Annotated in this window: 23 protein-coding genes and 3 tRNA genes; 16 read left to right on the top strand and 10 right to left on the bottom strand. The window is 70.8% G+C overall.

Annotation, left to right across the window (positions count from 1 at the left end; translation table 11 throughout):
• Nucleotides 1-54 precede the first annotated feature (54 nt).
• The 7 genes from AC0T5L_RS12170 to AC0T5L_RS12140 all read left to right on the top strand — a co-directional run bounded on the left by AC0T5L_RS12170 (nucleotide 55) and on the right by AC0T5L_RS12140 (nucleotide 4,723).
• Nucleotides 55-996, top strand: coding sequence for a GDSL-type esterase/lipase family protein (locus AC0T5L_RS12170; RefSeq protein ID WP_476165538.1), 942 nt, complete (start codon nucleotides 55-57; stop codon nucleotides 994-996).
• Nucleotides 997-1,165: 169 nt separating this feature from the next.
• Nucleotides 1,166-2,611 (top strand): glutamate--tRNA ligase, encoded by a 1,446-nt coding sequence (gltX, locus tag AC0T5L_RS12165; RefSeq protein WP_476165537.1) that lies wholly within the window; start codon nucleotides 1,166-1,168, stop codon nucleotides 2,609-2,611.
• 131 nt (nucleotides 2,612-2,742) lie between these two features.
• A tRNA-Gln gene (locus AC0T5L_RS12160) sits at nucleotides 2,743-2,814 on the top strand.
• Nucleotides 2,815-2,863: 49 nt separating this feature from the next.
• Nucleotides 2,864-2,936 (top strand) — tRNA-Glu (locus AC0T5L_RS12155).
• A 109-nt stretch (nucleotides 2,937-3,045) separates the two neighbouring features.
• A tRNA-Glu gene (locus AC0T5L_RS12150) sits at nucleotides 3,046-3,121 on the top strand.
• Nucleotides 3,122-3,396: 275 nt separating this feature from the next.
• A complete protein-coding gene (locus tag AC0T5L_RS12145) occupies nucleotides 3,397-3,660 on the top strand; it encodes a hypothetical protein (protein WP_476165536.1) in 264 nt (87 codons plus the stop codon).
• Between the two features lie 139 nt (nucleotides 3,661-3,799).
• Nucleotides 3,800-4,723 carry a helix-turn-helix transcriptional regulator gene (locus AC0T5L_RS12140; protein ID WP_476165535.1) on the top strand — a complete coding sequence of 308 codons (924 nt, stop codon included), beginning with the start codon at nucleotides 3,800-3,802 and terminating at the stop codon, nucleotides 4,721-4,723.
• A 57-nt stretch (nucleotides 4,724-4,780) separates the two neighbouring features.
• On the opposite strand, the gene AC0T5L_RS12135 is transcribed toward AC0T5L_RS12140, so the two are convergent.
• Nucleotides 4,781-5,467 (bottom strand): IclR family transcriptional regulator, encoded by a 687-nt coding sequence (locus tag AC0T5L_RS12135; protein WP_073704528.1) that lies wholly within the window; start codon nucleotides 5,465-5,467, stop codon nucleotides 4,781-4,783.
• A gap of 154 nt (nucleotides 5,468-5,621) precedes the next feature.
• Between AC0T5L_RS12135 and leuC the strand changes: the two genes are divergently transcribed.
• The 3 genes from leuC to AC0T5L_RS12120 all read left to right on the top strand — a co-directional run bounded on the left by leuC (nucleotide 5,622) and on the right by AC0T5L_RS12120 (nucleotide 8,296).
• A complete protein-coding gene (gene leuC / locus AC0T5L_RS12130) occupies nucleotides 5,622-7,028 on the top strand; it encodes a 3-isopropylmalate dehydratase large subunit (protein WP_476165534.1) in 1,407 nt (468 codons plus the stop codon).
• Between the two features lie 27 nt (nucleotides 7,029-7,055).
• Nucleotides 7,056-7,652, top strand: coding sequence for a 3-isopropylmalate dehydratase small subunit (gene leuD / locus AC0T5L_RS12125; protein ID WP_476165533.1), 597 nt, complete (start codon nucleotides 7,056-7,058; stop codon nucleotides 7,650-7,652).
• Nucleotides 7,653-8,014: 362 nt separating this feature from the next.
• Nucleotides 8,015-8,296 carry an HU family DNA-binding protein gene (locus AC0T5L_RS12120; RefSeq protein WP_017576946.1) on the top strand — a complete coding sequence of 94 codons (282 nt, stop codon included), beginning with the start codon at nucleotides 8,015-8,017 and terminating at the stop codon, nucleotides 8,294-8,296.
• Between the two features lie 226 nt (nucleotides 8,297-8,522).
• Here the strand turns inward: AC0T5L_RS12120 and cofC are convergent, their stop codons facing one another.
• Nucleotides 8,523-9,212: a 2-phospho-L-lactate guanylyltransferase gene (gene cofC, locus AC0T5L_RS12115; RefSeq protein ID WP_476165532.1), complete on the bottom strand. Its 690-nt coding sequence runs from the start codon at nucleotides 9,210-9,212 to the stop codon at nucleotides 8,523-8,525.
• 218 nt (nucleotides 9,213-9,430) lie between these two features.
• Between cofC and AC0T5L_RS12110 the strand changes: the two genes are divergently transcribed.
• Genes AC0T5L_RS12110 through AC0T5L_RS12095 form a run of 4 tightly spaced genes read left to right on the top strand, consistent with a single transcriptional unit; the run spans nucleotide 9,431 to nucleotide 13,787 of the window.
• Nucleotides 9,431-10,306: a lysophospholipid acyltransferase family protein gene (locus AC0T5L_RS12110; protein WP_476165531.1), complete on the top strand. Its 876-nt coding sequence runs from the start codon at nucleotides 9,431-9,433 to the stop codon at nucleotides 10,304-10,306.
• A gap of 8 nt (nucleotides 10,307-10,314) precedes the next feature.
• A complete protein-coding gene (locus tag AC0T5L_RS12105) occupies nucleotides 10,315-11,370 on the top strand; it encodes an NAD(P)H-dependent glycerol-3-phosphate dehydrogenase (protein WP_476165530.1) in 1,056 nt (351 codons plus the stop codon).
• An 11-nt stretch (nucleotides 11,371-11,381) separates the two neighbouring features.
• Entirely contained in the window at nucleotides 11,382-12,608 is a 1,227-nt protein-coding gene (locus AC0T5L_RS12100) for a trans-sulfuration enzyme family protein (protein WP_476165529.1), read from the top strand.
• A gap of 54 nt (nucleotides 12,609-12,662) precedes the next feature.
• A complete protein-coding gene (locus AC0T5L_RS12095; protein WP_476165528.1) occupies nucleotides 12,663-13,787 on the top strand; it encodes a D-alanine--D-alanine ligase family protein in 1,125 nt (374 codons plus the stop codon).
• Nucleotides 13,788-13,947: 160 nt separating this feature from the next.
• Here the strand turns inward: AC0T5L_RS12095 and AC0T5L_RS12090 are convergent, their stop codons facing one another.
• The 6 genes from AC0T5L_RS12090 to AC0T5L_RS12065 all read right to left on the bottom strand — a co-directional run bounded on the left by AC0T5L_RS12090 (nucleotide 13,948) and on the right by AC0T5L_RS12065 (nucleotide 22,273).
• Nucleotides 13,948-14,721: an EI24 domain-containing protein gene (locus AC0T5L_RS12090; protein WP_476165527.1), complete on the bottom strand. Its 774-nt coding sequence runs from the start codon at nucleotides 14,719-14,721 to the stop codon at nucleotides 13,948-13,950.
• 91 nt (nucleotides 14,722-14,812) lie between these two features.
• Nucleotides 14,813-16,582, bottom strand: a complete 1,770-nt coding sequence (gene cydC, locus AC0T5L_RS12085) for a thiol reductant ABC exporter subunit CydC (RefSeq protein ID WP_476165526.1) — start codon at nucleotides 16,580-16,582, stop codon at nucleotides 14,813-14,815.
• The gene (gene cydD / locus AC0T5L_RS12080; RefSeq protein WP_476165525.1) at nucleotides 16,582-18,339 is read right to left on the bottom strand and encodes a thiol reductant ABC exporter subunit CydD; all 1,758 of its coding nucleotides are present in this window, start codon (nucleotides 18,337-18,339) and stop codon (nucleotides 16,582-16,584) included. Before cydD ends, cydC begins: the two co-directional genes overlap by 1 nt.
• Nucleotides 18,340-18,582: 243 nt before the next feature.
• Nucleotides 18,583-19,635 carry a cytochrome d ubiquinol oxidase subunit II gene (gene cydB, locus AC0T5L_RS12075; protein ID WP_476165524.1) on the bottom strand — a complete coding sequence of 351 codons (1,053 nt, stop codon included), beginning with the start codon at nucleotides 19,633-19,635 and terminating at the stop codon, nucleotides 18,583-18,585.
• Between the two features lie 12 nt (nucleotides 19,636-19,647).
• Nucleotides 19,648-21,093: a cytochrome ubiquinol oxidase subunit I gene (locus AC0T5L_RS12070; RefSeq protein ID WP_476165523.1), complete on the bottom strand. Its 1,446-nt coding sequence runs from the start codon at nucleotides 21,091-21,093 to the stop codon at nucleotides 19,648-19,650.
• Nucleotides 21,094-21,550: 457 nt separating this feature from the next.
• The gene (locus AC0T5L_RS12065) at nucleotides 21,551-22,273 is read right to left on the bottom strand and encodes a DUF305 domain-containing protein (protein WP_476165522.1); all 723 of its coding nucleotides are present in this window, start codon (nucleotides 22,271-22,273) and stop codon (nucleotides 21,551-21,553) included.
• Nucleotides 22,274-22,360: 87 nt separating this feature from the next.
• On the opposite strand from AC0T5L_RS12065, the gene AC0T5L_RS12060 reads away from it, so the two are divergent.
• Complete coding sequence (locus AC0T5L_RS12060; RefSeq protein WP_476165521.1) at nucleotides 22,361-23,161, top strand: DUF3105 domain-containing protein; 801 nt, start codon at nucleotides 22,361-22,363, stop codon at nucleotides 23,159-23,161.
• A 282-nt stretch (nucleotides 23,162-23,443) separates the two neighbouring features.
• On the opposite strand, the gene AC0T5L_RS12055 is transcribed toward AC0T5L_RS12060, so the two are convergent.
• Together AC0T5L_RS12055 and AC0T5L_RS12050 are read right to left on the bottom strand one after the other, a co-directional pair.
• A complete protein-coding gene (locus tag AC0T5L_RS12055) occupies nucleotides 23,444-23,908 on the bottom strand; it encodes a DUF3515 domain-containing protein (RefSeq protein WP_476165520.1) in 465 nt (154 codons plus the stop codon).
• Nucleotides 23,909-23,942: 34 nt separating this feature from the next.
• Complete coding sequence (locus AC0T5L_RS12050) at nucleotides 23,943-24,176, bottom strand: Lrp/AsnC family transcriptional regulator (RefSeq protein WP_073704545.1); 234 nt, start codon at nucleotides 24,174-24,176, stop codon at nucleotides 23,943-23,945.
• Between the two features lie 133 nt (nucleotides 24,177-24,309).
• Here AC0T5L_RS12050 and AC0T5L_RS12045 point away from each other — a divergent pair, with 133 nt between their 5' ends.
• Complete coding sequence (locus tag AC0T5L_RS12045; protein WP_476165519.1) at nucleotides 24,310-25,305, top strand: thiamine-phosphate kinase; 996 nt, start codon at nucleotides 24,310-24,312, stop codon at nucleotides 25,303-25,305.
• Nucleotides 25,306-25,572 lie beyond the last annotated feature (267 nt).

The following is a 25,572-nucleotide window of genomic DNA, read 5'->3' as shown; positions in this document are numbered from 1 at the left end:
GGGGGCCGACGGTGTCGGGCGCCGCCGGCCCCGTGAAGGAGTGGAAGGCAGCACGTGATCATCCCCCGACGACGCCGCACCGGCCTCCTGGTCCTCACCAGTGCGCTCGCCCTCGTTCTCATGGCCGCAGGATCCGTCTACTGGACGGCCGTGCGCGCCGACGGCGGCACCGACACGGAAACGGAGGCGGAGGCACCCGTGATGGAACCGCGCCGCATCATGCTGGCCGGCGACTCGATGACCCAGGGCGCCAACGGCGACCGGACCTGGCGCTACCACCTGTGGAACCACCTCCACTCACAGGTGGAGGGGCTGGACTTCGTCGGCCCCTACACCGATCCCGCCAGCCGGGACATGATCTTTCCGGTGCCCACCACCGGGGACGAGGGCACACCGAGCCCCGGCGACACCGCCGAGGACTACCAGGAGGACGGCGCGGACGGTGCTCCGGACACCGCCGAGTACCGTGACCCCGACTTCGACCAGGATCACAACGCCCTGTGGGGGCGCACCCTCCGTGACGCCGCGGCCTCCATCCAGGAGGAGGTCCGCGTCCACGAACCCGACGTGCTGTGCGTCATGCTCGGCGTGAACGACCTGCTGTGGCCGGTCTCCATGGAGGAGATGGAGTACCGCCTGCGCGGCTACGTGGAGTCCGCCCGCGAGAGCAACCCGGACCTGCGCGTGGTGCTGGCCGAGGCCCTGCCCATCGCCCTCGCCGACTCCGACGAGGGGTTCGCCCTGCGCCTGTACGCCTACAACGTGCTGGTCCGCGAGGTCGCCGCCGACATGTCCACCGAGGAGTCGCCGGTGATCAGCCTGGACGTCGCGAACGGCGGGGACTGGGACGTGTCCGGCGACACCTACGACGGCACCCACCCCAACGCGGAGGGAGAGGTCAAGATCGCCGCCGCGTTCGCCGAAGTCCTGGCCGACGAGTACGGGATCGGTGAAGCCAGTCCGCTGCCCTCGGTGCCGGAGACCGCCGGGGAGTGAGCGGGGGCACGGCCGGGAGGACTCCTGTCCGCGGCTTCCCGCCCCGCGGCCCCTCAGCGCCTCCCTGCGCCGTCGTGAGCCGTCCCGCCGGGTCCGGGGTCCAGCAGAGGGCGGGGCGGAGACCAGCGGATTTCCACGGGTCCTCGCGCACCGCGGATACCCTGGGCTCGTGACTGAGACTTCGATTCGTACCCGCTTCGCCCCGTCCCCCACGGGCATGTTCCACGTCGGTGGCGCACGCTCCGCCCTGTTCAACTGGGCGCTGGCACAGCAGCAGCCCGAGGGCCGCATGGTGCTGCGCGTCGAGGACACCGACGCCGCCCGCAACCGCCCCGAATGGACCGAGGGCATCGTCCGCGCGCTGGCCTGGCTCGGCATCAACGAGGACGACCCGCACTTCGAGGGGCCCTACTTCCAGTCGGACTACGCCGACAAGCACCGGGAGACCGCGCAGGAGCTGCACAAGAACGGCCGCGCCTACTACTGCGACTGCACCCGGGAGCAGGTGCAGGAGCGGCGCGACAATCCCAACCTGGGCTATGACGGGTTCTGCCGCGACCGCAACCTGGCGTCCGGTCCGGGCCGGGCGCTGCGCTTCCGCGTGCCCGACGGCGGCCCCACGGTCGTGGACGACCAGATCCGCGGCCGGGTGGAGTTCGAGCACTCCTCCATCGAGGACTTCGTGATCGCCCGTGCCGACGGCTCGCCGCTGTTCGTGCTGGCCAACGTCGTCGACGACGTGGAGATGCGCATCACCCACGTCATCCGCGGCGAGGAGCACCTGTCCAACACCCCCAAGCAGCAGCTGCTGTGGGAGGCGCTGGGCCTGGCCCCGCCGGTGTGGGCGCACCTTCCGGTCATCGTCAACGAGCAGCGCAAGAAGCTGTCCAAGCGCCGCGACAAGGTCGCCCTGGAGTCCTACCAGGAGGAGGGCTACCTGCCCGAGGCGATGGTCAACTACCTCATGCTGCTGGGCTGGGCGCCGGGCGACGACCGCGAGATCATGCCGTGGTCGCAGATGCAGCCGCTGTTTCGCATCTCCGACGTCAACAGCTCCAGCGCCTTCTTCGACGAGAAGAAGCTGCGCGCCTTCAACGGCGAGTACGTCCGCGCGCTCTCCGTCGACGAGTTCGTCGAGCGCTGCCAGCCGTGGCTGACCGGCGACGACGTCCCGTGGGACCCGGCCGACTACGACCCCGGGGCCTTCGCCTCCGTCGCCCCGCTCGCACAGAGCCGTGTGGCGGTACTCAGCGAGATCGTGCCGAACGTGGACTTCCTGTTCCTGAAGGAGCCCGTGGAGGACGAGAAGAGCTGGTCCAAGGCGATGAAGCCGGGCGTGGGCCGGGAGATGTTGCAGGCCGCCCTGGCCCGCTTCGCCGACCCCGGGCTGCCGTGGAACGCCGAGGAGCTCAAGTCCGCCACCGAGGAGGTCGGCGCGTCGCTGGGCCTGAAGCTGGGCAAGGCACAGGCGCCCGTGCGTGTCGCGGTCACCGGCCGCACCGTCGGCCTGCCGCTGTTCGAGTCGCTGGAGCTGCTCGGCCGCGAACATGTCCAGGCGCGGCTGGCGGCCGCCCTGGAGAAGCTGGGCGCCCGTGAGGACGCCGCCGGGGCCTGAGACCGGGGGGTGGCCGGAGCCACAGGCCGGCCACCCCGATTTCGGTTCGCGACTACTCCGAATGTCCGCTAGAGTTATCCACGTCGCCGAGGGGACAGGGAAGCGAAAGCGGACCGGTCCTCACAAGACATTGGGCTATGGTGTAATCGGCAGCACGACTGATTCTGGTTCAGTTAGTCTAGGTTCGAGTCCTGGTAGCCCAGCGCAGGTTCGCGGTCAGCCGCGAGCAGTACGGGCCCAAGGCCCGCACGCGCCCCCGTCGTCTAGTGGCCTAGGACGCCGCCCTCTCAAGGCGGTAACGGCGGTTCGAATCCGCTCGGGGGTACGAACAGGGAGGGGCTCCCACCGTGTGGGAGCCTTCTTTCTGGCCGGTGCGCGCCATCGGCACCCGGTTCGGGCGGGTATCGCGTTCGCGTTTCGCTCAGACCAGTCCGGCCCCCGTCGTCTAGTGGCCTAGGACGCCGCCCTCTCAAGGCGGTAACGGCGGTTCGAATCCGCTCGGGGGTACCAGTGAGGCTCCATCCTTCGGGATGGGGCCTTTCGTGTTTTCGCGGCCCGTGCCCACGCCGCGCCGCTCTCCCCGGGTGCCTGCGCCGGCGTCATCGCCCTCGGTCCCGCGGCGGCTTGTGGGGGCATTCCCTTGGTGGAGCGGTCGCCCTTCTGGGATGCTGATGAGGACAGTGCCCCCGGACTCCCGTCCCCCGTAGGAACGTCTGGAGAGTGGGTTCAGCTTTGCCGGATGCCGGCCTTTGGCCCCGTGCCCGTCTCCTGCGGGGAGCGTACGGGTGACGGGCAGGGAGATCAGCCCCGCGGACCATGCCGACAAGGAGATGCGTGAGCTGCTCAAGGAACTGACGAAGCTGGGATGGACGCTCCGCAAGGAGGGGCACTGGGGGCGCCTGTACTGCGGTTGCGGGTGCTCCATGTTGCAGGTGTCCGGAACGCCCAGGAACGCGGGCCGGGAGGCCCGCCGTATCCGTCGGCAGACGAGGCGCTGCCCGCTGCCCGAGGACGATCCGCGTCGGGGCCCCCGCGGTTCGCGCGGCTAGGGCACGCACGTCTGGCGTGAGCTCGGATACGCTCGACCTTGTTGACGTATGTCAACGGCGGATGTGATGCTGGAGGCTCAGCGAACAAGAGGTTCGCCCGGAGCCGTGTGCGTCGGCGCCGTGGAAGGAGGACCGCGCTGTGTACGAGTACGAGTACGAGTTCGTGTTCGTTCTGGACGGAATTTCCCTGGACGACCATGACGCGGTCCAGTCCCTCAGCGAAGACCTGGGAGCGCTCGTCTCCACTTTCCACGGTGTTCCCCGGATGTCCGTGTCCGGAGAGGGGAAGAACGCCGTCACCGCCGCGCTTTCGGTGGTGAAGCGCGCTTACAAACTCGTTCCGTCGATGAGGATCGTTCGACTCGACCGGGAGATGGTCGGAATCTCGGACATCGCCGAACTCACCGCACGGACACGTCAGAACGTCACCCAGTGGGTTCACGGCCAAAGGCATGACGGCGTGCCCTTCCCGCCTCCCGAGGCGGTGGTGGGGCGCTCGCTCGTCTGGCTGTGGCCCGAGGTCAACGAATGGCTGCGGGGGATCGACCTCGACGACGGCCTGAACTGGCCCACCAGGGACGAGATGACCGAGATCGATTGGGGCCTGAGGAACTTCAAGGCGGTCCGGCTGAACCTGGTACTCCATTCCGACGGTTCGGACGTGCGGCGTATAGCGAGTCAGTTGGCGGAGCACGCCCGCGCGAACCCGGAGTTCATTCGCTACCTTCTCGTGAACCCACAGGTGTGCGACGCGGGCGGAAAGTACACCGTTTTCGTGTGCTCGCCGAGGAACGAGGCCGTCGACGTGTTCCGCCGGCTGGACTCCTTTTCGCACCCGGTGGTGCTCGCCACGGTGACCAAGGGTATTCACGCACTGGTCATGGAGGGCGGCGGAGACGAGGACGGGGAGACCACCGAGCTGATGCCCGGGATGACCGTGCGCGACTGGCTGGGGATGATCGCCCTGTCGCCTGAGAGTGAGTTCACCGTCGCGGCGCCGGGCGGGACGGCGAGGACCGCGACGATCGCGGCGAGGTCGCCGATGGACCTGGTCGGCGCCTGACCCCGCGCACCCGTCCCGGGGCCCGTTCCCGCTCCGCTTCCGTCCCCACGCCGTTCCTCAGCGGGCGCCCTCGTAGGTGTGCAGGGACTCGCTGATCTTCTCCGCGGCCGACAGCACCGCCTGTGAGTGGATGCGCCCCGGGGAACGGGTCAGCCGCTCGATCGGGCCGGACACCGACACGGCGGCGATCACGCGCCCGCCGGGGCCGGACACCGGAGCCGACACCGACGCCACGCCCTGCTCGCGCTCGGCCACGCTCTGGGCCCACCGGCGGCGGCGCACCTGGGCCAGGCTGGCCGCGGTGAAGCGGGCCCCCACCAGGGAGCGGCGGATCCGGTCGGAGTCCTCCCAGGCGAGCAGCACCTGGGCGGCCGAACCGGCGTTCATGGGCAGTTCGCTGCCGACCGGCACCGTGTCGCGCAGGCCGCTGCTGCGCTCGGAGGCGGCCACGCACACCCGCAGGTCGCCCTGGCGGCGGTAGAGCTGGGCGCTCTCCCCGGTCAGGTCGCGCAGCTGCACCAGCACGGGGGCCGCCACGGCCAGCAGCCGATCCTCGCCGGTGGCGATGGAGAGCTCGCCGAGGCGCGGGCCCAGGACGAAGCGCCCCTGGCTGTCGCGGGTGACCATGCGGTGCCGTTCGAGCGCCACGGCGAGACGGTGGGCCGTCGGCCGGGCCAGTCCGGTGATCTGTACCAACTGGGCCAGGGACGCCGGTCCCGACTCCAGGGCGTCGAGGACGGACATTGTCTTGTCCAGAACACCGACGCCGCTGGATGAGCTAGAGTTGTCCATGGCTTGATATTGCCGTCTCGAAATATGGAATGCAAGTCGAGCCGCAGACAGCGCAGGGCTCCCACACGGGACGCGCCCGAGACGACCATGAGAGAGGCGACCGCCCATGGCACGCACGATGGCCGAGAAGGTCTGGGAGGAGCACGTCGTCCGACGTGCCGACGGCGAGCCGGACCTGCTCTACATCGACCTCCACCTCGTTCACGAGGTGACCAGCCCCCAGGCCTTCGAGGGGCTGCGCCTGGCCGGTCGGTCCGTGCGCCGGCCGGACCTGACCATCGCCACCGAGGACCACAACGTTCCCACCCAGGACCTCCTCGCGCCCATCGCCGACCCGGTCTCACGCAAACAGGTCGAGACGCTGCGCAAGAACTGCTCCGACTTCGGCGTGCGCCTGCACCCGATGGGCGACATCGACCAGGGCGTCGTGCATGTGGTCGGTCCCCAGCTGGGCCTGACCCAGCCCGGCATGACCATCGTCTGCGGCGACAGCCACACCAGTACCCACGGGGCGTTCGGCGCTCTGGCCTTCGGTATCGGTACCAGCCAGGTCGAGCACGTCCTGGCCACCCAGACCTTGACGATGGCACCCTTCAAGACCATGGCCGTCACCGTGAACGGCCAGCTCAACCCGGGTGTGTCCGCCAAGGACATCATCCTCGCGGTCATCGCCAAGATCGGCACCGGCGGCGGCCAGGGCTACGTCATCGAGTACCGGGGCGAGGCCATCGAGTCCCTGTCCATGGAAGCCCGCATGACCGTGTGCAACATGTCCATCGAGGCGGGCGCGCGCGCCGGGATGATCGCACCGGACCAGACCACGTTCGACTACGTCAAGGGCCGCCCGCACGCCCCGCGGGGCGCGGACTTCGACGCCGCCGTCGAGCACTGGAACAGCCTGCGCACCGACGAGGGCGCGGACTTCGACGCCGAGGTCGTCCTGGACGCCGACGAGCTGAGCCCGTTCGTCACCTGGGGCACCAACCCCGGCCAGGGCGTGCCGCTGGACGCCTCCGTGCCCGACCCCGCCTCCTTCGAGGACCCCTCCGCCCGCGCCGCCGCCGAGAAGGCCCTGGCCTACATGGACCTGGAGGCCGGCACGCCGATGCGCGAGGTGGGGGTGGACACCGTCTTTCTCGGCTCGTGCACCAACGGCCGCATCGAGGACCTGCGGACCGCCGCCGAGATCATCCGCGGCCGCAGGGTCGCCGAGGGCGTACGCATGCTCGTCGTCCCCGGCTCCATGCGGGTCAAGGAGCAGGCCAACGAGGAGGGTCTGGGGAAGGTCTTCGAGGAGGCCGGGGCCGAGTGGCGCGAGGCGGGCTGCTCGATGTGCCTGGGCATGAACCCCGACCAGCTCAAGCCCGGTGAGCGCAGCGCCTCCACCTCGAACCGCAACTTCGAGGGCCGCCAGGGCCGCGGCGGGCGCACCCACCTGGTGTCGCCGCAGGTCGCCGCCGCCACCGCCGTGCGCGGCACCCTGTCCTCGCCCGCCGACCTGGTCGCCCAGTAGCGCGCCGTCCCGTAAGGAGAGACCTCCATGGAGAAATTCGACGTCCACACCGGTCGAGCCGTGCCGCTGCGCGCCAGCAACGTCGACACCGACCAGATCATCCCGGCCGTCTACCTCAAGCGGGTCAGCCGGACCGGTTTCGAGGACGGCCTGTTCGCCGAGTGGCGCAAGTCCGACCCGGACTTCGTCCTCAACCGTGCTGAGTTCCAGGACGCGTCCGTGCTGGTGGCCGGGCCGGACTTCGGTACGGGTTCCTCGCGCGAGCACGCCGTGTGGGCACTACAGGACTACGGCTTCAGGGCCGTGCTGTCCTCGCGCTTCGCCGACATCTTCCGCGGCAACTCGCTCAAGGGCGGCCTGCTGACGGTCCTGCTGCCGCAGGAGGTCATCGACCGTCTGTGGGAGGCCGTCGAGGCCGACCCGGCCACCGAGGTGACCGTGGACCTCGTCGAGCGTGAGGTGCGGTCCCCCGAGGCGGGCGTACGGGAGCCCTTCGAGCTGGACGACTACACCCGCTGGCGGCTGCTGGAGGGCCTGGACGACATCGCACTGACCCTGCGCCACACGGACGGCATCGGGGCGTTCGAGGGCACGCGCAAGCCCTGGCTGCCCGTGACCTTGTAGAGACCGAGTCGTATGCGGATCGGCTTCTGGGCCGGGGATTCGTGCCCTGTGTGACGCAGGACACCCCCGGTCCAGAAATATTTTACCTTCACTTGGAGTGAGCGGCCGCTTACGGGTCTTCTGTCCTTAAGTTCGGCGTGTCCGGTGCCCGGAATCCGGTTATACGTAGGCATTTGAGGTTCACAGAAGGGGCCAAAAGGGACTGGACTGGGAGGCACCGCCGGTCCGGTCCAGGGCTCCTCCGAGGCTTCTCAGCAGGTGGGGGCGACCCCCGACACGCCCTGTCCCCAGGCGTTTGTATTTGTGTAAGGGCCTCTGTTTCCCCTAATTTCGTGCGAGCAAGGGGGAACCGGAGGAACCTTATGAACAAGCGTGACCTGATCGACGCGATCTCCGATCGTCTCGGAGACAAGAAGACCGCGACCGAAGCGGTCAACGCTGTGCTTGAAACCATCCAGACCACTGTGGCCTCGGGTGACAAGGTCGCCATCACAGGCTTTGGTGTTTTCGAGAAGTCCGAGCGGGCGGCCCGTACCGCTCGCAACCCCGCCACCGGTGCCACCATCAACGTCCCCGCGAGCTTCGTACCGAAGTTCCGCGCTGGCGCTGACTTCAAGGCCCTGGTCAACGGCGACAAGAAGTAGCCCGCCACAGCACAGCGACGGGTCGAGTCCGCCCGGGTCCCCCAAGGGACCCGGGCGGAACGTCTTTCGGGCGGCTGACGAGCCGCTCAGAGGCTGCTCAGGCGCCGGAGACGGGCCGTGGGCCGCTCTTCCGTGGTCCTGGAGCCGAGAGGCGTCCCAGGCTGGGAGAGTGCGACGTCGGGCCGTGCGCGGTGCCGAAGCGTTCGGGCCACGGCCTCGGACGGGGTCAGGGCGTGTTCTGGGGGCACGGGCCCCCGTCCACCAGTTCCCACAGCTCCCGCGTCCTGGGCCCCACCCCCAGAGCCACCGCGGAGCGCAGGTCCTCGGGGGTGTCCACGTCGCGCCGCACCGACGCCACACCAGGGAGCACCAGCTCCCTGGCGCCCCCGGACAGGTGGCGGGCGCGCGAGGCCCCCTCGAACGCCGGAGCGAACGGGTGTCCGGGCGTCGCCGCGAGCAGCGTCGTGCCCACGCCGGGGGCGTCCGGCAGGAAGGACCGGCTGTAACGGGCAGCCGCCGCCAGGACCCGCTCCAGCTCCTCGGGGCGCAGCGCGGGCAGATCCGCCGACAGGGCGCACACCCCGAAACCGGGCAGGCGCCGCCGCGCGACCGCCGCCCCGTGCTCCAGTGCGGGGTTCAGTCCCGTTCCGGGCTCGCCGCCGACCACCACCGCGCCCAGATCGGCCAGCTCGGCGCCGGCGCGCGCGTCCTCGGTCACCGCGAACACCGCCGCTCCGGGACAGGCCAGCGCGGCGGCGACCGTGTCACAGGCGATGGCCAGCGCCAGATCCTCGCGTCGGCCTCCCACGGCCCGGGCCAGCCGAGACTTGGCGCGGCCGAGGTGCTTGACTGGGACGATCAGGGACCAGCGCGCACCGGGGCGCGGCGTCCCGCCCAGTTCTCCAAAGCCGGTCACGGTTCCCCCGGGACATCGATGCGGCCATGACAGTGACGAGAGTAGGCGGTCGGGGAGGGCGCGGCGCGAGTTCCCCGGGGCGTGCCGGGGCCCCGAACCGCGGTGCGAGTGCCGCCCATACAACGCACAGCAGGGCAAATACCTGCGAACGCGTCCTAGACTGAACCGGTTGTGCTGCGTGGCCCGGACGGGCCCGGAGTGATGGAGTGAGGAGTCCCGTGGCCAAGCAACGAGAATCGCGGTGGGTGAAGGCGGTCGTCTCCCGGTTCGTCCGATTCGTCCTGTGGTTCGTCACCAAGCCGGACTGGAAGGGCGCCGAGCACGTTCCGGACCGGGGCGGGGTGATCATCGCCGCCAACCACCTGTCGCTGGTGGACCCGCTGACGGTCGCCCACTTCCTCTACGTCGGTGCCCGCCGCTGGCCGACCTTCACGATGAAGGACGCGATCATGCGCATCCCGGTGGTGAGCGCGGTGGCCAGGAGCACCGGCCAGATTCCCGTCAAGCGCGGCAGCACCGACGCGATCAAGGCGCTCCACGAAGCCGAGATGGCGCTCACCCGCGACGGGTCGTCGGTGATCTTCTACCCCGAGGGCACCTGCACCCGGGACCCGAACCTGTGGCCGATGACCGCCAAGACCGGTGTGGCGCGCTTGGCACTCACCACGGGCGTGCCGGTCGTACCGGTGGCGCACTGGGGCGAGCAGCACATCCTGCCCTACGGCACGAAGAAGCCCAGCCTGTTCCCCCGCAAGCGCCTGGAGTTCACGGCCGGTCCGCCGGTGGACCTGTCCCGGTTCCGGGACCAGCCGCTGACCGGGACGGTCCTCAAGGAGGCCACCGAGGTGATCATGGCCGAGATCACGGCCTTGCAGGCGGGGATCCGCGGTGAGGAGCCGCCCGCGGTCCCCTACGACCTCAAGAGGGCGCGTGCCGAGGCCAGGCGCGCGCAACAGCCGGTCGACCAGGGTGACGCGGAGGCGCAGGCCGCCGGCGGTGCCGAGGAGGCCGGGACCAGGGGGGGCGACGGGACCCCGGCCAGCGGTGGGGCCGGCACGGACGACGAGAACGGAAAGAACAGCACGGGGGCATGACGGAGCGGATGGATACCGACAACGTGAGGATCGCCGTTCTCGGCGCGGGCTCCTGGGGCACCGTGTTCGCGAACATCATCGCTGACGCGGCCGACCTGGCCGGGGAGAGGAACCCGGACGGCCCCACCACCGAGGTGGTCCTGTGGGGGAGGCGGTCCTCGGTCGTCGACGCGATCAATGAGACCTCCGAGAATCCGGACTACTTCCCCGGGGTCGGGCTGAACCCCCGGCTGCGCGCCACCACCGACGCCGCCAAGGCGCTGGAGCGGGCCCACGTGGTGGTGCTGGCGGTGCCGTCGCAGACGCTGCGGACCAACCTCGCGGACTGGCGCCCCCACCTGCGCGAGGACGCGGTGGTCGTCAGCCTGATGAAGGGCGTGGAGCTGGGCACCAGCATGCGGGTCACCCAGATCATCGCCGAGGTCCTGGAGTACCCGAAGGAGCGTATCGCGGTCGTGTCGGGCCCCAACCTGGCCCGGGAGATCGCCGAGCGCCAGCCCGCCACCGCCGTGGTCGCCTGCCCGCACGAGGAGACGGCCGTGCGGCTCCAGGGGCTCTTCAAGGCCCCGTACTTTCGCCCCTACACCAGCACCGACCTGGTGGGGGTGGAGATCGGCGGCTCGATGAAGAACGTGATCGCGCTGGCCGTGGGCGTGGCCGAGGGCATGGGGTTCGGGGACAACACCAAGGCGTCCCTGATCACCCGCGGACTGGCCGAGACCACACGCCTGGCGGTGGCCCTGGGCGCCGACGAGCACACCCTGTCCGGGCTGGCCGGGATGGGTGACCTCGTGGCGACATGTTCCTCGCCATTGTCGCGGAACCGGACCTTCGGTGAGAAACTGGGCGCGGGCAAGACCCTCGAACAGGTCGTCGCGGAGACCAGGCAGACGGCCGAGGGGGTCAAGTCCTCCGAGTCCGTCCTGGAACTCGGATGGGCCAACGGGGTCGACCTGCCGATCACCGAGGCCGTCGTCAAGATGATGCACCACGACCTGAGCCCCGCCGAGGCACTCGCGGCCTTCATGGCGCGCACAGCAAAGCCCGAGCGCTACGGGGTCTGAGAGCGAGCACGATGTCACACACACCAGGGGTCGCCGCCGGAACCGGGAACGGGGACGAGTACACCCGCGCGGTCTCCCTCCCGCCGGCGCCGGTCCCCGCCGAGCGTCCGATGCGCATGCCCGTCCACCGGACGACCACCTACGCGTTCGACACCTCCCAGGAGTACGCGGACGTGCTCGCGGGCACCCGGCAGGGCTACTCCTACGCCCGCATCGACAGCCCCACCGTGGACGCCTTCGCCGACGGGGTCGCGGCCCTGGAAGGCGCGGGCCTGCCGGAGCCGGTGCGCGGACAGGCCTTCGCGTCGGGCATGGGAGCGCTCAGCACGGTGTTCATGGCGCTGACGGAGGCCGGCGCGCACGTGGTGGCGTCACAGTCCATCTACGGCAACACCCACTCGCTGCTGGACGGACTGCTGCGCCGGTTCGGCGTGCGCACCGACTTCGTGGACGTCACCGACCTGGACGCGGTGCGCGCCGCCGTGGGGCCCGACACCCGGATGGTGTTCACCGAGACGCTGTCCAACCCCGCCATGACCGTCTCCGACCTGCCCGGACTGGCGCAGATCGCCAGCGAGGCCGGCGCCGCCCTGGTCGTGGACTCCACGTTCGCCTCCCCGGCCGTGTGCCGTCCTCTGGAGCACGGAGCCGACGTGGTCGTGCACTCGGCCACCAAGTACATCGGCGGTCACAGCGACACCACCGGCGGCGTGGCCGTGGCCTCGCCCGCCCTGACCGAGCGCATCCGCTCGGCGCGCGTGGACCTGGGCCCCTGCCTGGCCCCCGACGAGGCCTACCTGCTGCACCGGGGCCTGGAGACCCTGCCGCTGCGGGTGCGGCGCCAGTGCGAGAGCGCCGCGGCCTTCGCCGCCGCCCTGGAGGGGCACCCCCTGGTGGAACGGGTCGACCACCCGTCCCTGGAGTCGCACCCCCAGGCGTCGCTGGCGGACAAGCTCTTCGACCAGGGCCTGTACGGCGCGGTCGTGACGGTGCACCCGCGCGGTGGGAAGGAGGCCGGAATGGCCTTCGCCGACCGGCTGCGGGTGGCGACCATCGCCGCCTCGCTGGGCGGCACGCACACGCTGGCCGGGCACGTCGCCTCCACGTCCCACCGCAACATGAGCGGTGACGAACTGGAGGCCGCGGGTATCTCACCGGGTGCGGTGCGGTTCTCCATCGGTTTGGAGGACCCCCGCGACCTCGTCGAGGACGCACTCGCGGCCCTCGGCGAGAAGTGACACGCGGATAGTTTCTCCCGGTTCGATTCCATCCAAAGGTTAGGGTCAGACAGCATGTCGTCCGAGCAGCGCAAGATTCGGGTCGCCGTCGTCTTCGGCGGACGTAGTTCCGAACACGAGATCTCCTGCGTCACCGCGGGCAGTGTGCTGTCCGTCATCGACCGCGACCGCTACGAGGTCGTGCCGGTCGGCATCACGCGCACGGGCAACTGGGTACTGACCCCGGGTGATCCGGAACGGCTGCGCATCGACGCCGACACCAGGGCACTGCCGACCGTGCCCGAGGACGGCGCCGACCTGGTCCTGCCCTTCGACGCGGCGGGCCAGCTGATGGTGGTCGACCCGGCCAGGGGCCCCGAGCGCCTGGCCGGTGTGGACGTCGTTCTGCCGCTGCTGCACGGCCCCTTCGGCGAGGACGGCACCATCCAGGGCCTGTTCGAGATGATGGGCGTGCGCTACGCGGGTGCCGGGGTCTTCTCCAGCTCCGCCGCCATGGACAAGGTCTTCATGAAGGCCATGCTGCGCGGCAACGGCATCCCCACCAGTGACTTCGTGCCCATCTCCGACCGCCAGTGGCGCAACGAGCGCAAGAGGGTGCTGGACGACGTGGCCGCCCTGGGCGCCACCGTGTTCGTCAAGCCCGCCCGCGCGGGCAGCAGCGTGGGTATCAGCAAGGTGGGGGACACCTCCGACGCCGACGAGGTGGTCGCCGCCGTGGAGGCCGCCCGCGAGCACGACCCCAAGGTGCTGGTGGAGGCACAGGTCGTGGGCCGCGAGATCGAGTGCGGCGTGCTGGAGGCCGAGGACGGCGGGACGCCCGACGTGTCCTTCCCGGCCGAGGTGCACGTGGCCGAGGGCTTCGACTTCTACGACTTCGAGGCCAAGTACCTGTCCACGAGCAGCCTGACCATCCCCGCGCGGATCCCGGAGGAGGCCACGGCGCGGCTGCGCGCGATGGCCGCCGACGTGTTCGAGGCGATGGGCTGCGAGGGCCTGGCCCGCGTGGACTTCTTCTACACCGACGGCGGCGAGGTCCTCGTCAACGAGCTGAACACCATGCCCGGGTTCACCCCGGCCTCGGCCTTCCCGCAGATGTGGGGCGCCACCGGCGTGGACTACACGACGCTCGTGGAGCGGATGATCTCCGCGGCGCTGCGCCGCTCCCCCGGCCTGCGCTAGGGAGTGTTTTTTAGAAGGCTTTCGGGTCGGTGAGCGGCCGTCCGGGCCGTCTCTCGCAAGACGGTGTGCGAAGTTCAGCCTGGTCGTGCTTCACGAGCGCGGAGGCGTAGCGAGAGGCAGCCCGGTGGACGCGAGCCCGAAATGATGCAAAAAACACGACCTAGGGCGTGGGCCGGTCCGGGGCCGCCGGGAGCAGGTCGCGGGTGAGGAGCGCACCGCCCGCGGTGGCGGCGGGGAAGACCACGACGGCCACGAACGGGATCGCCAGCAGGAAGTACGTCGGCACGGCGAAGCCCAGCACCCGCATCCGCCGCGTCCTCATGCGCCGGTGCCGCTCGCGGATGGTCAGCAGGCCCCGGCGGTCGAACGCGCTCGCCACCAGTTCGACCGCCAGCAGCCACCCGCCCAGCACGGCGGCCAGTACGGGGCCGATCACCTGACCGGCCAAGGGGACGAAACCGACCACGAACACGAGCACCATCACCAGCAGGGACAGCGCCACGACCGCCAGCGACTGGCGGATCGCCCGCCGGACCGACGCCATCAGGGACTCGTCGGGAGCCTCTGGCGCGTTGCCCAGCTCCTCCTCCACCAGGTCGGTGACCTTGTCGTAGATCGGTGCGCCCAGGGTCAGCGTGACCGTCGTGAACGCCACGACCATCAGCAGGAGCGTCCCGGCCAGGACCGCGACGGAGACCGCCCCACGCAGCAGGCCCTGCCACACGGGGTCCCAGCCATCAGCGAAGGGGGTCGCCCACTCGGCCAGGCCGGTCAGGTTCACCACCAAGGCCACGAACAGCGCCAGGAACAGCAGCGACGTGATCAGCGCGGGCAGGGCCCCGAGCAGGAACAGGCGCGGTTTGCGCAGCAGCATGGCGAAGCCGCGCAGCAGGACACCGACACCGCCGAGGAATTCACGAACTGGATTAGCCACGGGGGAACACTAGGGCAACCGGACCCAGGTGTCAGATCCGGGCCTCCAGGGCTTGCGGGTCCTCTGCTCGCCGCGCGGCGGGCCTGAGGACTCAGACCGCGCTCACGCCGCGGTACCACCCCTCCTGCCGGGACAGCTCCTCGTGCGTGCCCTGTTGCAGCACCCGTCCGTCGCGCACCACGTAGATCCGGTCCACGCGGTCCAAGCCCGTCAGGTCGTGCGTGATCAACAGGGTGGAGAACCCCTCGACGGCGGCCAACAGGTCCTCCACCACCGCGTCGCGGGTGTCCGGGTCCAGATGGGCGGTCGGCTCGTCCAGCACCAGCACCCGGGGCGCCGCCAGCACGGCCCGGGCCAGCGCCAGCCGCTGCACCATCCCACCGCTCAGCCCCAGGCCGTGCGTGCCCACCTGCGTGTCCAGCCCCCGGGGCGTCGCCGCCACCTCGTCGGCCAGGCGCGCGCGCCGCAACGCCTCCCACAGCTGCCCGTCCTCCGCGCCGGGCCGGGCCAGCCGCAGGTTCTCCCGCAGCGTCGACGCGAACACGTGCGGGTCCTGGGGTACCCCCGACACCACTCCGCGCACCTCGTCCGCCGGGTACGCCGTGACGTCCTCCCCGCCGAGTTCCACCCGGCCCCCGTCCGGGTCGCGGAACCGCAGCAGCACCGACGCCAGCGTGCTCTTGCCCGCGCCGCTCGGCCCGATCACCGCCACCGTCCGCCCCGCGGGAACCTCCAGGTCCACCCCGTCCAGGGCCCACGGCTCCCGCGGCCCGTACCGCACACGCAGGTCCCGTACACGGACCGTCGCGTCGCCCTCGGGGGCCAGCCCCGTACGGGTGGGCGGGGCGACCGCGGTCGAGGTGTCCAGCACCCCGAACAGCCGGGCCCCACTGGCCCGGATCGCCCCCAACCTGGCCGCCACGGCGGGCAGCGGCGCCACGACCTCGAACGCCGCCAGCGTCGTCAGCACCAGCACCGCCATCGGCACCGCGCCCAACGCGCCGTCCTCCACCGCGGCCACGCCCAGGAACAGGGCACCCCACACGGTCAGCCCGGTGATCAGCGCGCTCGCACCAGCGCCCAGCCCCAGCAGCGCCGAGTCCTTACGCGCCAACCCGGTCAGCTCGGCGTCGGCCGCGTTCACCCGCTCCACCTGCCGTTCCATGGCGCCGTAGGCGACCAGGTCCGGCGCTCCGTGCAGCGTGTCCACCAGAGCCGTGGACAGCTCCCCGCGAGCCCTGCCCTGGCGCCTGCCCGGCCCTCGGCCCAGCGCGGCGGCGGCCAGCGGCACCGCGAGTCCGGCCAGCAGCAGACCCGCGGCCAACAGGAGCCCGCCCGGTACGTACAGAACGGTCAGGAACAGGACCGTGGCACCGCCCGCCGCCACCGAGACCAGCGGCGGCGCGAGCCCGCGCACCAGTAGGTCGAGGGTGGCCTCGGTGTCGTTGACCAGACGGGACACCAGATCGCCGGACCGGAAACGGCCGAACGGCTCGGTCGCCGCGAGCCGCTCGTAGACCCGCACCCGCACCTCGGCGAGCGTGCGGAACGCGGCGTCGTGGGTGACCAGCCGCTCCAGGTAGCGGGCCACGCCCCGGCTCACGCCCAACGCGCGGGTGGCCACCACGGCCACGCCCAGTGCGGTGATGGGCGGGTGGTCGGCGGCGGTGGCCAGCATCCACGCGGCCAGGCCCAGCAGGGCCACGCCCGATCCGGTCGCGGCGGCGCCCAGCAGCACGCCCAGCGCGAACCGGCCCCCGCGCGGTCGGGCCAGGGCGGCCATCCGCCGCAGCGGATCGCGGCGGCGCCCGCGCTCGGGCACCCGGAGCGGATCGGCGGGGACGGTGGTGTCGGCGCTCATCACGACACGCTCCCTTCCTGGGCGGGCAGTGGCAGCGACGTGGTCCGCAAGGTGCCGTCGAACGCCTCGCGGGCCCATCCGGTGTCGTGGGCGACGATGATGGCCGTCCGGCCCTCCAGGAGCCGGGTGACGGCGGTGCGCACCGCCGCCGCGTTCTCCGGGTCCAGGTGGGCGGTGGGCTCGTCCAGCAGCACCAGTGGGGCGTCCCGGCACATCGCCCGCGCCAGCGCGATCCGCTGCCGCTGTCCGGCCGACAGCCGCGCGCCGCGCTCACCGAGCCGGGTCTGGTATCCGTTCGGGAGCGCGGACACGAACGCGTCCGCCTCGGCCAGCCGGGCCGCCTCGCGGACCCGGTCCATGGACGCCTCCGGTGCGCCCAGCCGGATGTTGTCGGCCACGGACACGTCGAACAGGTACGGGTGCTGGGGCACCCAGGCGGTGCCGAGCCGCCAGTCGTCGGCCGGGACCGCCTCCAGCGGCTCCCACCGCCCGCCGGGCGCGCGCACGCTGATCCGGCCCCGTGTGGGTTCGGTCAGCCGCAGCAGCAGCGACAGCAGGGTGGTCTTGCCCGCGCCGCTGGGCCCGGTGAGCAGCAGGTGCTCTCCTGCCGCGACCTCCAGGTCCAGCCCGGACAGGGCGGGCACGTCCCGGCCCGGGTAGAGCAGCTCCACCCCCTCGAAGCGGATGTCACCGCTCGCGGCGGGCGCCGGCCGGCCGACCGCGGGGAGAGGGGGCGGGGCCCCGTCGGCCCTCCCGCCGAGGCGCGCGGGTACGTCGCGCTCGCGGTCCAGCTCGGCGAAGACCTGCTCGGCCGCGGCCACGCCCTCCATGCTCGCGTGGAACCGGGCGCCCACCTCGCGCAGCGGCAGGTACGCCTCCGGTGCCAGGATGAGCACCAGCAGCGCCGTCTGGTAGTCCATGTGGCCGCCCAGCAGGCGCAGCCCCACCTCGACCGCGACTAGTGCCACCGCCAGGGTCGACAACAGCTCCAACGCGAACGCTGACAGGAACGCGATCCGCAGCGTCCCCATCGTCGCCCTGCGGTGCTCCTCACCCACCTCGCGGAGGATGGCCGCCTGCGCCTTGGCCCGGCGGAACACGGCCAGGGTCGGCAGCCCCTCCACCACGTCGAGGAAGTGCCCGCCCAGGCGGCTCAGCAGTCGCCACTGACGCTCGGTGCGCTGCTGCGTGTGCATCCCGATCAGCGCCATGAAGACCGGGATCAGCGGCAGCGTCACCAGGACGACGGCCCCCGAGATCCAGTCCGCCCAGAACACCACCACCAGGACGGCGACCGGCACGATAGTGGCCAGAACCAGCTGGGGCAGGTAGCGGGCGAAGTAGTCGTCGAGCGCGTCCAGGCCGCGGGTGGCCAGGGTGACCAGCTCGCCCGCCTTGGGCGACCCCTGGTCCGTGTCGGACCCGGGCCCGGCCGTCCATACCTTGCCCGACCCGGTCACGTGCGCCACCAGGCGGCGGCGCAGCTGCGACTTGGTGCGCGCCGCGCTGTGCAGTGCCGAGGTCTCGGCCAGATAGGACAGCAGGGCCCGGGCCACGGCGACGGCCGCGACCGCGCCGACCACCCAGCCCAGGGTGTCCAGCCCCTCGCCCCGCCAGGCACCGCTGATAGCGCGGGCGAGCAGCCAGGCCTGGGCCAGGACCAGGCCGGTGATGAGCACTCCGCTGGCCACGGAGACGGCCAGGTGCGTCCGGACCGCGCTGGCGGTGCGCACCAGACGCGGATCAAGGGGCTTCATACGCGCGGGACCTCACGGCATCGTCTCGATCGTCTCGGCCGGGTGTACGGGTGCCCGGCACGGCTGGGGTCTTGGCACGGTGGCACGGTGCGGCGGATCCGGGTGGGCCGGGGCGGGCGACGGCCCCAGTATCCACCCGGGCCGGTGCACCGGTCGTGCCCTCCCGTGCACGGTGGACGGGGCGCGCCGCGGCGGGCGCTCCCCGGCTCTGGGAGGCATGGGGCCGGGAAGTGCCGTCACCGCTCAGGCGGCGGGCTGGGGGCTCGTGTCCTCGCCCTTCGCCCGGGTGACGGTCGCACCGGTCACGGTCTCGCCGGTCACCCTGCGGCGGAACACCCAGTAGCTCCACCCCTGGTAGAGCAGCACGAGCGGCAGGAACACCACCGCCACCCACGAGATCACGGTGAGTGTGTACTCGGCGGAGGACGCGTTGGACACGGTCAGGCTGAACGCCGGGTCGGTGGTGGAGGGCAGCACGTCCGGGAACAGAGAGCCGAACAGGGCCGTGAACACCGCGAGGACGGTCACCGCGGTGAAGGCGAACGACCACCCCTCACTGTGCCGCCAGGCCGCCACGACCCCGCCCACCAGGGCCGCCGCGGCGATCACGGCGGGTGCCAGGGTGGGCGTCCCGTCACCGTGCGCGAGCTGGGTCCACGCCAGGAAGACCGCACCGGAGGGGACCGCGGCGTACGCGGCCCACAGCGCGGCCCGGCGCGCGCGTACCCGCACGGGCCCGCCTGTCTTGAGGGTCAGGAAGATCGCGCCGTGCAGGGTGAACAGCGACAGCGTCGTCAGCCCGCCAAGCAGGGCGTAGGGGTTGAGCAGGTCGGGGACGGACGCGATGACGACGTGGTCGGCGTCCATGGCCACCCCTCGGACGGTGTTGGCGAACACCACGCCCCACAGGAAGGCCGGCAGGGCGCTGCCGAGGAAGATCGCCCGGTCCCACCAGAGGCGCCACGTGTGGCCGTCGCGCTTGCCCCGGTACTCGAAGGCCACCCCGCGCAGGATGAGCGCGACGAGGATGAGGAACACCGGAGCGTAGAACCCGCTGAGCAGGGAGGCGTACCAGGCCGGGAAGGCGGCGAACATGGCGCCGACCGCGGTGATCAGCCACACCTCGTTGGCGTCCCAGACCGGGCCGATGGCGTTGATGGCGACCCGGCGGTCGACGGAGTCGCGCTCGCCCATGAACGGCATGAGCATGCCCACCCCGAAGTCGAACCCCTCCAGGACGAAGTACCCGATCCACAGGACCGAGATGGCGATGAACCAGACGGTGGTCAGTTCCATGGTTCGTGGCTCCTAGTAGCTGAAGTGCGGGATCCGGGACTCGTCCTCGCCGCTCTCCAGGTCGGGAACGAGGTGGGAGGGTCCGGCCTTGATGTACTTGAGCAGCAGGCCGACCTCGACGACGAAGAGGACCCCGTACACGGCGGTGAACCCGCCCAGGCTCATCGCGACGGTTGCGAGACTGACCCCGGGGGAGACGCTGGCCGCGGTGAGCAGCTCGCCGTGCACGGTCCAGGGCTGGCGTCCCATCTCGGTGAGCACCCAGCCGAGGATGTTGGCGGTCAGCGCCGCGGGCAGGGCGAGCATCGCCGCGTAGTAGAACCACCTGCTGGTGGGCGTGCGCTCCCTGCCCCGGGTGAGGTAGAGGCCCAGCGCGGCGATCGCGACCCCGAACATGCCGAGGCCCATCATCAGGCGGAAGGACCAGTACACGACGAACACGTTGGGTGTGTAGTCCCCGGGGCCGTAGTACTCCTCGTACGCCTCCTGGAGGTTGTTCATCCCGTGCACCTCGCCGTTGAACTCGCCGGTGGCGAGGAAGCTGAGCACGTTGGGGACGGTGATGTCGATGGGGTTGTACCGCTCCTCGGTGTCGCCGACGGCCAGCGCGGAGAAGTCCGCGCCCTCCTCGGTCTCCCACAGGGCCTCGGCGGCGGCGAGCTTCATCGGCTCGTACTGGGCGGCGAGCTTGGCCTGGTGGTCGCCGGAGAAGACCACCAGCGCCCCGGCTGCCAGGGTGAAGACCAGGCCGACCTTGAGAGCGCCGCGGAACAGGGCGAAGTCGCTCTTGGGCGGGATCGCCCCGACGGTGCCGGTGTCGTTGTGGTGGCTGTTGCGCCAGAGCTTGTAGGCGCTGACCGCCACCACGAACAGCCCGGCGGTGATGAAGGCGGCCGAGACGGTGTGCAGGTAGGTGGACCATGCCTGGTCGTTGCTGAGCACGGCCCAGATGTCGGTGAGTTCGGCGCGGCCGTTCTCCTCGTTGACCGTGAAGCCGACGGGATGCCGCATCCAGGCGTTGGCGGCGAGGATGAAGTACGCCGAGAGGTTGGTACCGACGGCGACCAGCCAGATGCAGGCCAGGTGCGCGCCTCGGGGGAGCCGGTGCCAGCCGAAGATCCACAGTCCGATGAAGGTGGACTCCAGGAAGAAGGCCAGCAGGGCCTCCATGGCCAGTGGCGCACCGAACACGTCGCCGACGAAGCGGGAGTACTCGCTCCAGTTCATGCCGAACTGGAACTCCTGCACGATGCCGGTGACCACGCCCATGGCGAAGTTGATCAGGAAGAGCTTGCCGAAGAACTGGGTGGCCTGGAGGTACTCGTGCCTGCCGGTCCGGTACCAGAGGGTCTGGAGCACGGCCACGATGAACGACAGCCCGATGGTCAGGGGGACGAAGAGGAAGTGGTAGATCGTGGTGACGCCGAACTGCCACCTCGCGAGTTCAAGGGCTTCCATACCCGCCTCTCAGGTACCGACCGTCGGTAGTACTACAGATCGTAGTTCTACAGGCTGTCGTAGATCCATCCGCCCCCGAGAAAAGACGTGTTCCGTACGTCTCCCCTCGGGAGGGAAACGCCCTTCGGGAGGCCCCGGCGTGGGAGGCCGGGGTACCCACACCGCTCTCACCTGGGGCGGGGCCGCAGCGGGCCGGACGGGGAAGGCCCGTGGGAAGCGGCCGTGTGCGTTCGGGCACACGTGTTCGCGCGCGTTCTCCGGAAAAGGCGGGGACCAGCCGCTTCCGTGACCTGGCGGACGCCAGAGCCGATCCGCGTGCTCCCGGCGCGGGGAGTTCACGCACGACGACGGCGCGCCCCGGATGAGGGGCGCGCCGTCGTCGGGGCCGGTCCGGCACCGATCCGGTGCCGCGGTGCCGGATCCAGGGCCGGAAGAGAAGGGACGGAGAGGGGCCGGGTCAGTTCTCCGTGGTGCCCTCGCGCTCGTCGATCAAGCCCTCCATCAGGTCCACCTCGGACTGCTGGGCGTCGATCATCCCCTGGGCGAGGTTGACGACCAGCTCCTCCCCGCCCAGGTCCACCTCGGCCTCGGCCATCTCGATGCCGCCCTTGTGGTGTTCGATCATCAGCTCCAGGAAGAGGATCTCGGCCTCCACGCCCTCGGACTCCTCCAGGGCCACCATCTCCTCGGAGGAGGCCAGGCCAGGCATGCTGTCGGGGACCTCCCCCTCGCCGCCGCCGTGGTCGTGGCCCTCCATCCAGGCCATCGGCGGCCGCGCGCCGCGCGAGTTCAGCTCCCAGGCCATCAGCCACCCCTGCATGATCCCGATCTGGGCCTGCTGGGTCCGGGCCATGTCGGTGGCCACCGTGTGCAGGTCCGCGTCCTCGGTCTTGTCCAGGACGATCATCGACATGTCCACGGCCTGGGCGTGGTGCGCGCTCATGTCGCGCAGGAACCCGGCGTCCGGGCCGGTGTCCAACGGATGGGACGGGCGCCCCAGCAGATAGCCCGCCCCCACGGCCAGTACGACCAGGACCACAGCGATCCATGTCGGTACCGAGCGCCAGGACACCTGCGGTGACGGGTCTTCGTACGGCGTCTCGTCGTTCGCCCACGCATCCCCGTCTTCGGCGTCCCCGACGTCGTCGACTCCGGGTTCAGGGCCGTTTCTGTGTTCCATGGGAACCATCCTGGTCGAATCGCACAACTGTGGTGCCAAAGTAGAGGATAGAAAGTCCCTTTTGTCACCACCCACCCAGGAGATCAAGTGGCCAAGAAGAAGACGGCGGAGGAGCGCCGCCGCCGAGCAGCCGAGTTGAAGGCTCAACGCCTCAAGGAGGAACGACGTCGCAAGGTCCTCACCATCGCCGGCATCACGACCGCTGTGGTCCTGGTTGTGGGACTACTCGCGTTCCTGATCTTCATGGAGTTCCGTAGCCGCTCGATCTCGGGAGTGGAGGAGTTCGAGGTCGGCTCCTACGAGCACGTCGACACGGGACAGCGCGTGGACTACGAGCAGTCCCCGCCCGTGGGCGGCAACCACTGGAACGCCTGGCAGAACTGCGGCGTGTACCCCGAGCCGGTGACCAACGAGTTCGCGGTGCACTCCCTGGAGCACGGCGCGGTGTGGATCAACTACCAGCCGGACCTGCCCGAGGACGAGGTGCAGACCCTGGTCGACATGTACAGTCCCGGCGACTACCTGGTGATCAGCCCCTACGAGGGTGACATGGACGCTCCGATCGTGGCCTCCAGCTGGGGTCGCCAGGTCTCCGCCGAAACCGCCGACGACGAGAACCTCCAGCGCTTCGCGCAGCTCTATGAGCGCGGCACCGACGTTCCCGAGCCCGGCGCCTCATGCTCCGGCCAGGTGTCGGAGACCGCCGCCGAGATCGACGCCGCGATCAGCGGTGGAGAGATGGAGCAGACCGAGGGCATGGAGGGCCCCGAGGGCGAGGGCGGTGACGCCGGAGCCGAGGAGGAGACCGAGGACGAGGCCTCCGACGCCACCCCCGGGGCTGACGAGGAAGAGCAGGCCGAGGACGAGCAGACCGAGGAAGAGCAGTGACGGGACCCTTCACCCGCTCTCTGGCTTCATGACCCCCTCCGTGCCCCCACGACACGGACGCGCGGGGCCGTCAGCGTTCGCTGGCGGCCCCGCGCCCGTTGTCCACAGGACCGGGCACCGCCTGGTGTACCGGACCCGGGCGGGCTCAGCTTGGTAAAGGGGGAGGTCACGCCTTCGCCCGCTTCGGCATGCCCTCTCGCGGCGCTCGGATGCCCGCTCACTCCCAGCGCGGTTACTGCCAAGGTCGGGGGCCGGGGGGCGCCCGGCGCTCCCCGCACTGGGTCAGAGTCCGCCGTCGGGCCGCGCCGGCACGTGCTCGGTGATCAGGTCGCTGACCGTCGTCAGCGCGGCGGCGGGGGCGCCGTGTGCGGAGGGAACGGACAGTTCCACGTAGGCCTCGTGGCCGACCACCGTGTACAGCGTGGGGGAGTCCTCCGGCTGCGGCAGCCACGCAACGCCGTTGACCTCCTCCAGGTAGGAGTCCGGCGCCAGGGCCGTGGGCCTCGGCACTCCGCAGCGCAGCCCGATGGCCGGGTCCCCCCAGGCCGCCGTCAGCTCCGAGTCGGGCCGTACCTGTGCCCGCTCGGCACCCAACAGGGTCTCGGGGAGGTCTGCGACGAGTTCCGCGCAGGTCTCGGCGGTCGCCGCGTCCGCCTCCGGGGGATCCATCCGCACGGTCTGCGCGCCACAGCCCGCTGCCACCAGGGTGACGGCCACGGCCACACCGGCGTACGCGCTCCGTCTCACAGGGACCTCGATTCGGACGACGCGACAGGGCGCCTCAGATGTTGACTATGGGACAGGTGAGGGTCCGAGCGATGCCGTCCAGACGCTGGATCCGGGCCACCACGAGGGCGCCCAGGGAATCGACGTCTTCGGCACTGGCCTGGACGATGACATCGTAGGGCCCGGTCACGTCGTGGGCCTTCTCGACCCCCTCGATGCCCCGGATACGTCCCGCCACCTCGGCGGCCTGACCGACCTCGGTCTGGATCAGGATGTATGCCTGCACCATGAAGTACTCCTTCGTATACGCCGGGTGTGGGAGTCGAGCGTCCCCGGCCGGGCCGACGGTGCGGCCGATGACGAACGGATGGCGGACGCGGGTCCAGGCCACCGCGCCGGAGCGTCACCGTACCCTGATCCCTGTGCGTAACACCATTGGGGGTCTCGGCGAATTCGCTCTGATCACACGCGTGACGAGCCAATTCCCCAAGACGGACGATGTAATCCTCGGGCCGGGCGACGACGCGGCGGTCGTCGCCGCGCCCGACGGCCGGACGGTGGCGACCACGGACCTGTTGGTCGAGGGGCACCACTTCCGACGCGAGTGGTCCAGCGCCGGCGACGTGGGGCACCGCGCCGTGGCGCAGAACTTCGCCGACATCGCCGCCATGGGCGCCCGGCCCACCGCCCTGCTCATCGGTTTCGCCGCGCCCGCGGACCTCCCGGTGTCCTGGGCGGACGAGTTCACCGCCGGGGTCCGAGACGAATGCGCGGTCTCGGGCGGCGCGGTCGTGGGTGGGGACATGGTGGGATCGGACACCCTCACCATCGCCGTCACCGCGCTCGGCGACCTCCAGGGAGGCGCGCCCGTGCGCCGCGACGGCGCCCGGCCCGGCGACGCGGTCGCCTACACCGGTCATCTGGGGCTGTCCGCAGCCGGGCTCGCCCTACTGGAGAGGGGGATCAACGGCCCCGCCGAGTGCCTGGCCGAGCACCGCAGGCCCAGCCCGCCCTACGCCAGGGGCGCCGAGGCGGCCCTGCTCGGAGCGACCGCGATGCTCGACGTCAGCGACGGCCTCGCCCAGGACCTCGGCCACGTGTGCCGGGCCAGCGGGGTGCGCGTGGACCTGGATGAGGGGAAACTGCGGCCCGAGCCCGCCCTGTTGGATGCGGTCCGCGTCCTGGGAGCCGGCCCCGGCCAGGCGGAGAGGGCCGCACGCGACCTGATGGTCTCCGGAGGGGAGGACCACGCGCTCGCCGCCGTCTTCCCGCCGGAGACCGTACTGCCCGACCACTGGCACCGTGTGGGAACCGTGACCGAAGCAGCGCACGAAACCTCAGGAAAAGGCAGTAATCCGGTTACGGTCGACGGACGCACGCCCCGCAGTACGGGTTGGGACCATTTCCGCCGGGGATGAGCCTGTTTGGATTTGTCCTGTTTAGCTCTCGCGCTAGGCTTTGCGAATGCGGCCTACGCCGTTTTCGAACAGGTCGCCCGGGTCGTGGGACACGGCGGTCCACGCAGGATTCCTCCCACGAGCGACTGGCCGAGAGGGGCAGGAGGAGAAGCTACCCGCCGAAGGCCTTTCCTCGCGGTGAAGACGTACGCGAAGGGGCGCGCCGCGGAGGCAAGCAGCGGGGCCAGAGTCCTCGGCGGAGGGCGACGGGAACGTCGAGAGGCGGTT

It is taken from the genome of Nocardiopsis sp. TRM 82005, assembly GCF_056312425.1.
Note: the sequence above shows the minus strand (reverse complement) of the source record. Positions and strands in the feature narration are given on the sequence as shown.

Excerpts from the sequence above, each read along its gene's own strand:
- AC0T5L_RS12135 (WP_073704528.1), bottom strand. The coding sequence starts at position 5,467 with ATGTCCGTCCTCGACGCCCTGGAGTCGGGACCGGCGTCCCTGGCCCAG.
- leuC (WP_476165534.1), top strand. The coding sequence starts at position 5,622 with ATGGCACGCACGATGGCCGAGAAGGTCTGGGAGGAGCACGTCGTCCGA.
- leuD (WP_476165533.1), top strand. The coding sequence starts at position 7,056 with ATGGAGAAATTCGACGTCCACACCGGTCGAGCCGTGCCGCTGCGCGCC.
- AC0T5L_RS12120 (WP_017576946.1), top strand. The coding sequence starts at position 8,015 with ATGAACAAGCGTGACCTGATCGACGCGATCTCCGATCGTCTCGGAGAC.
- AC0T5L_RS12105 (WP_476165530.1), top strand. The coding sequence starts at position 10,315 with ATGGATACCGACAACGTGAGGATCGCCGTTCTCGGCGCGGGCTCCTGG.
- AC0T5L_RS12100 (WP_476165529.1), top strand. The coding sequence starts at position 11,382 with ATGTCACACACACCAGGGGTCGCCGCCGGAACCGGGAACGGGGACGAG.
- AC0T5L_RS12095 (WP_476165528.1), top strand. The coding sequence starts at position 12,663 with ATGTCGTCCGAGCAGCGCAAGATTCGGGTCGCCGTCGTCTTCGGCGGA.
- cydC (WP_476165526.1), bottom strand. The coding sequence starts at position 16,582 with ATGAGCGCCGACACCACCGTCCCCGCCGATCCGCTCCGGGTGCCCGAG.
- cydD (WP_476165525.1), bottom strand. The coding sequence starts at position 18,339 with ATGAAGCCCCTTGATCCGCGTCTGGTGCGCACCGCCAGCGCGGTCCGG.
- cydB (WP_476165524.1), bottom strand. The coding sequence starts at position 19,635 with ATGGAACTGACCACCGTCTGGTTCATCGCCATCTCGGTCCTGTGGATC.
- AC0T5L_RS12070 (WP_476165523.1), bottom strand. The coding sequence starts at position 21,093 with ATGGAAGCCCTTGAACTCGCGAGGTGGCAGTTCGGCGTCACCACGATC.
- AC0T5L_RS12065 (WP_476165522.1), bottom strand. The coding sequence starts at position 22,273 with ATGGAACACAGAAACGGCCCTGAACCCGGAGTCGACGACGTCGGGGAC.
- AC0T5L_RS12050 (WP_073704545.1), bottom strand. The coding sequence starts at position 24,176 with ATGGTGCAGGCATACATCCTGATCCAGACCGAGGTCGGTCAGGCCGCC.